The 6,399-nt window shown below is 57.3% G+C and carries 5 protein-coding genes; 1 reads left to right on the top strand and 4 read right to left on the bottom strand.

Going from position 1 to position 6,399, the window contains the following annotated elements; translation table 11 throughout:
• Window positions 1–642: 642 nt before the first annotated feature.
• The 3 genes from F1379_RS13150 to mobA all read right to left on the bottom strand — a co-directional run bounded on the left by F1379_RS13150 (window position 643) and on the right by mobA (window position 3,097).
• Window positions 643–1,698, bottom strand: a complete 1,056-nt coding sequence (locus F1379_RS13150; protein WP_150270280.1) for a sensor histidine kinase — start codon at window positions 1,696–1,698, stop codon at window positions 643–645.
• Window positions 1,695–2,375, bottom strand: a complete 681-nt coding sequence (locus F1379_RS13145) for a response regulator transcription factor (RefSeq protein ID WP_150270278.1) — start codon at window positions 2,373–2,375, stop codon at window positions 1,695–1,697. The genes F1379_RS13150 and F1379_RS13145 overlap by 4 nt, the downstream gene beginning before the upstream one ends.
• 98 nt (window positions 2,376–2,473) lie before the next feature.
• On the bottom strand, window positions 2,474–3,097 hold the full coding sequence (gene mobA, locus F1379_RS13140; RefSeq protein WP_162551153.1) for a molybdenum cofactor guanylyltransferase: 624 nt from the start codon (window positions 3,095–3,097) through the stop codon (window positions 2,474–2,476).
• Between the two features lie 143 nt (window positions 3,098–3,240).
• Between mobA and F1379_RS13135 the strand changes: the two genes are divergently transcribed.
• On the top strand, window positions 3,241–4,485 hold the full coding sequence (locus F1379_RS13135; RefSeq protein WP_239004659.1) for an MFS transporter: 1,245 nt from the start codon (window positions 3,241–3,243) through the stop codon (window positions 4,483–4,485).
• Window positions 4,486–4,644: 159 nt separating this feature from the next.
• Here F1379_RS13135 and F1379_RS13130 read toward each other — a convergent pair whose 3' ends face one another.
• Entirely contained in the window at window positions 4,645–6,345 is a 1,701-nt protein-coding gene (locus F1379_RS13130) for a glutamine--tRNA ligase/YqeY domain fusion protein (RefSeq protein ID WP_150270323.1), read from the bottom strand.
• Window positions 6,346–6,399: the final 54 nt, after the last annotated feature.

The raw sequence follows: 6,399 nt of genomic DNA, 5'->3' as shown, positions 1-6,399 counted from the left end.
AGACAAGACCTCTTGTGCAGCCTTTTCTCTCTGTGCGGACATTTTTCCCATTAAGCTCATCCTCCTCCATGTATTAAGTCTACATTTTCGTGGGGAGGGCTCCAACTTAATTAGGGGGCTGTGGAGACACCAGGCCCGTCTACCCTCGCACTAGCTCATTGTGGTCAGTTTTTCGCCTACATTTAGCCCTTTTACCCTCGCGGTGGCCCATTATGGTCGGTTTTTCACCTACATTTAGCCCTTTTACCCTCGCGGTGGCCCATTATGGTCGGTTTTTCACCTACATTTGGCCCTTTTACCCTCGCGCCAGCCCATTGTGGTCGGTTTTTCGCCTACATTTAGTAACGGTCGGCCGGTACTGTGTTGTCTATCGCCCTGTTCGCGTTATTAACGCCCTCATCGCACCGCACATAGCAGTAACGAACGGACGGCTACCGCTGGAAGCCCGCAACTTGATTGGAGCCACCTTCCCGCCTCATGCGGGTAACTCATAAGTTCAGCTTATCTTAGTTAATAGTTGCCGATTAGCTTAACAGGCCCGGCAGCGGCCAAGCCGTGTCTCAGTGTCTGGCAACTGCGCACCCTAGCGGCATGCATCAAGGTATATTATCCCGGATAATATGCCTGTGCAGCTCTCAGCTATCATCCCCGCCGCTCCAGCGGCAGGCGCACCCTTACCGCCGTACCCTCGCCGGGGCGGCTTAAGGCGCTGATCGTGCCGCCGTGAATGTCGACGATCTTCTTGGCGAGAGACAGGCCCAGCCCGCTGCCGCCGCCGCTGGCGCTGCGGGCCTTGTCGGCCTTGTAGAAACGCTCGAAGATGCGCGGCAGATCTTCCTCCGCGATGCCGATGCCGGTATCGCAGACCTCCGCTTCGGCGGAGTCTCCGTCCCGCCGCAGCCGTACCGTAATGTGTCCGCCCGGCGGCGTGAACTTGATGCTGTTATGCAGCAGGTTCGTCCAGACCTGGCTCAGCAAATCCTGCACAGCGGGTACCGCAAGCTCCTCCAGCTCCGCCTCCACCTCGATGTCCTTGCCGAGCCATTGCGGCTCGCAGGCCAGAATCATATCCCGCAGCTGCCGGTCAAGCCGGTAGGTCTTTATTTCGAGCGGGGCGCTTTCCGCCTCCAGTGCCGACAGCTTGAGCAGGTTATCGCCAAGGCCCGACAAGCGGCTTCCCTCCGCTTCGATAATGTCGAGGTAATGGCGCTTGGTCTCCGGGCTTAGATCCTCCCTGCGCAGCGCACGGGCAAAGCCGCGGATCGAGGTCAGGGGCGACTGGATTTCATGCGAGACATTCGAGATGAAATCCTGGCGCATGGTCTCCATCCGGCTCAGCTCGCTGGCCATCTCGTTGATGCCCTCCACAATTTCGCCGAACTGGCCGTAGCGCTTATCATTTTGGAGGGCGACCTGGAAATCCCCCTTGGATATTTGCCGGATCGCCGTAATGATCGGGATATAGAAGGCGCGTTCTTTGCCGCGCGTAGCAAAGGCGATAATTCCGGCGCCAACAATCAGCAGCACGAAGTGTCCCACCATCACCAGCAAATACGCATTATATGCCGAGAGCTGCCAATGATAATGCTGAATCAGCCACTCCACACCGAAATAAGAGCCGTTCCACAATAGATATAAAAGGGCGCTCCAGGCCATTACACCCAAGGTCGCTTTGATTACCATCTGCAGTCTGGTCATTCCGTGTTGCCCTCCAGCCGGTAGCCCAGTCCGCGGATTGTGCGGATGCTGAAGCCGTATTTCTCCTTCGGAAAACGCTCGCGCAAGCGCCCAACATGCACGTCCAGCGTTCGCTCGTTCCCCTCGTAATCATAGCCCCAGATTTCCTCGATCAGCCGGTCACGGGTCAGCGTCTGGCCGGGGTAGCTCGCCAGCTTGAACAGCAGCTCGTATTCCTTCAGCGGAAGCGTCATTTCGCCATATTCCGAGGAAATCTCGTAGGTCTGCCGGTTCATGCGCAGCCTGCCGACAGTGACGCTCTGTGCAGCCGAAATCCGGTACCGCTTCAGCAGGGCCTTGACCCTTGCCATCAGCACCGGAGGTTCAAAGGGCTTGACGAGATAATCGTCTGCCCCCAGCTCAAAGCCCTTCACAATTTGCGTGGTCTCGCCTTTGGCTGTCAGCATAAGAAGGGGAAGATCATATTTCTGCCGCAGCGCCCGGCACAGCTCCCAGCCGTCCATCTTCGGCATCATGATGTCGATAATCGCCAGATCCGCCCCCTTCTCCTCCATCAGCGCCAGCGCTTCTCTTCCATCGGCTGCGGCAAGCACTTCATCCATGCCCTCCGCCTTCAGGAACACCTCCACCAGCTCGCGGATATGCGGATCATCGTCCACTACGAGTATTCTAGCCATCTTCTGTCCCCTCTTCTCACCGACTTCTCAGGATAATCCTGCAGTTAGTATACTTCCGCCATTTAAACGGAAGTTAAACTGCCGGACGGGCTCCCGCTTCAATTCCCCGGCCCTTCTAACCTCATGCGCACCAGCTCTAAATCCTCCGGTCTGTTCACATTCAGCAGCGCCTCGGCAAAAGCCTGCCGCTCACCCGGATATTCGCTCTCCCGGAGGTAATGGACTGCAAGCTCCGCCAGCCAGTCCATTACCCGCAGCCGGCCGCTCTCCAGCGCCGCCGTAAGGCCGGGGAGCACGCTGCGGTGATATAGCCCGATGAGCGGCTGCACCCGTCCGTCTTCGCCGGCCGGAACGACTGCCTGGAGCCCGGCCCGGCCGCGGGCCAGCTCCAGCATGCAGTGCAGCAGCTCCTCCGGCACAAGCGGGAGATCGCAGGCCAGTACAGCGATCCATTCGGCGGATGCGGGCGCGGCAGTGAGCGCAGCCTGGAGTCCGGCCAGCGGTCCAAGTCCCGGGTAGCGGTCCGGAACCTGCGGAAGTCCCAGGAAACGGTAGCCCTCCCGGACCTCCGGCCCGCAGGCGATCACGACCGGCCCGGCAACCCGCGACAGAACGGACACGCAGACGGCTAACAGCGGGCGGCCTCCGGCCTCCAGCAGCGCTTTGTCTGTCCCCATGCGCCGGGAGGCGCCGCCGGCCAGAATTACACCTGTTATCTTCATCTTTGCCCACCTCTTTCCCATTGATTTGTAAATCTCCACAAAAGTTGGTTTGTATCCCTTTACAACAAATGATACAGTGAAGGAAGCAGGCATGTTTAGCGGCAGACATATAATATGAAATGCACGGCATCTGGCAGAAAGGAGTGCCTAATTTGCGGGCGAACCTTGATAAGCAGCCTTCTCTTCCTTCACTGAAATGGTTCAACTTCTTCGTCTATGGAACTGTCGTACTCTTTACCAGCTTCTTTCCGCTGTACCTGCAGGATGTCGGAATGAACAAGCTTGAGATCGGAAGCGTCATGTCGGTCGGGGCGCTTGTGTCGATTATCGCCAACCCGTTCTGGGGTATCTGGAGCGACCGCTACCAGAATCTCCCGCGGATCGTTCTGATGATGCTCACAGGCACGCTGGTCTTGTCGCAGCTGGTGTTCCAGGCCCATACATATGAGATGGTGTACGTTTCCATCCTCTTTTTTTATTTCTTTCAGGGACCGTTGTTCGCACAGAGCAACACTCTGATTCTAAGCTATATTGAAGGGACCCGCCACGGCTTTAATTCCTTCCGGGTCTGGGGCTCGCTCGGCTGGGCGCTCACGGCGATCACCGCCGGTCCCATTATCGAATGGGCGGGCGTATCCGTGCTCTCCTATCTGTTCGCGGCGCTGCTCTGCGCGGCCATGCTGGCACTGGTGGCATTGCCGAAGCTGAAGGCCTCAATTGGAACCGCACCGCTGCCCTTCCGGGGACTGCAGCAGCATTTCCGCCACCCGTTCTTTCTGGGCTTCATCTTCTTCGGGATGCTTGTGGCCTTGCCCAACACGATGAACAATACCTTCGTTTCACTGTATATTACGGAGCTTGGCGGCAGCAAATCAATTATCGGTCTAGCTGTCTTCCTCTCCTCGATTCTGGAGTACGGCGTGCTGCTCCTCTGCGGACGGTATTTGAAGCGCCGGATTTCTGTGCTGCTCGGCTGGCTGGCGCTGGTCAGTGCGCTGTTCGTCCTCCGCTGGTGGCTGATGGCCGGGGCGACCACGCCGCTTAGCGTCGCTTTCATTCAGATTTTGCACTGCATTACCTTCGGCGGCTTCTTCTATGTCGGTACCCAGCTGACCATGCTGCTCGTTCCCCGGCCGTACCGTTCCTCGGGACAAGCCCTGTACACCCTGTGCTGGAGCGGCGTGTCCGGCATTCTCGGCGGCATTCTCGGCGGCTGGCTGTATCAGTATCTGGGGGCACAGAATATGTACCTCTCCGCCGGCTTCCTCACCCTGATCGGGACCCTGGGCTTTGCCTTTATGTGGCTGTTCGTCAGCCGCGGCAGCTACCATCCGCCGGCCGAGACGGAGGAAGATGCCCTGCTGCAGCACCCGGCTTCCAGCAACTAAGCACCTCAAATAACACAGGCTTGGCTCCATCCGTAAGGAAAGAGCCAAGCCTGTTGTTTTTGTTGCTTTCTTATTCCGCAGAGGTTTCCCGGGGTCCCCGCAAAGTATTTGGAATAATCCTCAGAGGTTCACTTCACTTTGTGGGGTTATTTACGGGGTTTATTTCCCGGGCTGAAACGAGCTTTTGAGAGACACGACCAGATTGAACACCGGCTGTCCCGGCGTCGAGTACTTGCTGTCCACATTGAAATATCCGTGGCGGAAGAACTGGAACTTGTCCTGCGGCACGCTGTCCTTCAGGCCCGGCTCCACGAAGCCGTGCAGAATCTGCAGCGAATTCGGATTGAGCTGGTCGAGGAAGCTAGGCTCCGGCTTGCCCTCGGCAGTCTCCAGACCCTCAACCTCGGCGTCGCTGTCGGCCTCTTCGGCCGAGATCAGCGGCTCATAGAGACGGAATTCAGCCGGTACAGCCTGGCTGGCGTCCACCCAGTGGATGGTCCCCTTTACCTTGCGGCCGGTAAATCCGCTGCCGCTGCGCGTCTCGGGATCATAGGTGCAGTGCAGCTCCACGACTTCGCCGTTCTCGTCCTTCACAAAGTCGGTGCATTTAATGAAATAGGCGTTCTTCAGGCGCACTTCATTGCCGGGGAAGAGCCGGAAATATTTGTTCGGCGGATTCTCCATGAAGTCGTCACGTTCAATATAAATTTCACGCGAGAACGGAATCTGCCGGTTGCCCATCTCCGGATTCTCCACGTTGTTCTCGATTTCGAAATATTCGGTCTGCCCTTCCGGGTAATTGGTGATGACGACCTTCAGCGGCCGCAGCACGGCCATCGTCCGTGGCACTGTCAGCTTGAGGTCTTCACGGATGAAATGCTCCAGCATTTGCAGATCGACCAGGCCCTGGCTCTTGGAAATCCCCGTCTCATGCACGAAGCTGCGGATTGCTTCCGGCGTATAACCGCGGCGGCGCAGTCCGGAGATCGTCGGCATGCGCGGATCATCCCAGCCGTCCACATGGCCTTCATCGACGAGCAGCTTGAGCTTGCGCTTGCTGGTCACCGTCTGGGCCAGATTGAGGCGGCCGAATTCATATTGATGCGGCTCGGCTTGCATGTCGCATTCGGCGATGACCCAGTCGTAGAACGGACGCTGATCCTCGAACTCCAGCGAACAGAGGGAATGGGTGACATGCTCGATTGCATCCTCCAGCGGATGCGCGAAGGTGTACATCGGATAGATGCACCAGGCATCTCCCGTATTATGATGATGCGAATGCGTAATGCGGTAGATGACCGGATCACGCAGGTTGATATTCGGGGAGGACATGTCGATTTTGGCGCGGAGCACCTTCTCGCCGTCCTTGAACTCGCCTGCCCGCATCCGGCGGAACAGGTCCAGATTCTCCTCGATGCTGCGCTCACGGTAAGGACTGTTTTGGCCCGGCTGGGTCAGGGTGCCGCGGTATTCACGGATCTGATCAGCGGTAAGGTCATCGACATAAGCCTTGCCCTTCTGAATCAGCAGCTCGGCGCGCTCATACATCTCTGCGAAATAATCGGAGGCGAACCGCAGCTCTTCCCATTCGTAGCCGAGCCACTTCACATCCTCCTTGATGGAATTTACGTATTCCGTATCTTCCTTCAGCGGATTGGTGTCATCGAAGCGCAAATTCGTCTTGCCGCCGAACTCATCGGCGAGTGTGAAGTTGATCCAGATCGCTTTGGCATGTCCGATATGTAAATAACCGTTGGGCTCCGGCGGGAAGCGGGTAACAACTTCCTTGACTTTGCCCGAGCGGAGATCTTCGGTGATGATATTCTTGATGAAATTGGAGGGGGTAACACGGTTCTCCACAGTGATCAACCTTTCCTTCTGTAATATTATTGCCCCTAACGTGTGAGCATGCTT

The organism is Paenibacillus tepidiphilus, assembly GCF_008635795.1.
Taxonomy (GTDB): domain Bacteria; phylum Bacillota; class Bacilli; order Paenibacillales; family Paenibacillaceae; genus Paenibacillus_AQ; species Paenibacillus_AQ tepidiphilus.
Note: the sequence above shows the minus strand (reverse complement) of the source record. Positions and strands in the feature narration are given on the sequence as shown.

What these genes read in the sequence shown, in the direction of transcription:
- F1379_RS13150 (WP_150270280.1), bottom strand. Translation starts at nt 1,698, where the DNA reads ATGACCAGACTGCAGATGGTAATCAAAGCGACCTTGGGTGTAATGGCC.
- F1379_RS13145 (WP_150270278.1), bottom strand. Translation starts at nt 2,375, where the DNA reads ATGGCTAGAATACTCGTAGTGGACGATGATCCGCATATCCGCGAGCTG.
- mobA (WP_162551153.1), bottom strand. Translation starts at nt 3,097, where the DNA reads ATGAAGATAACAGGTGTAATTCTGGCCGGCGGCGCCTCCCGGCGCATG.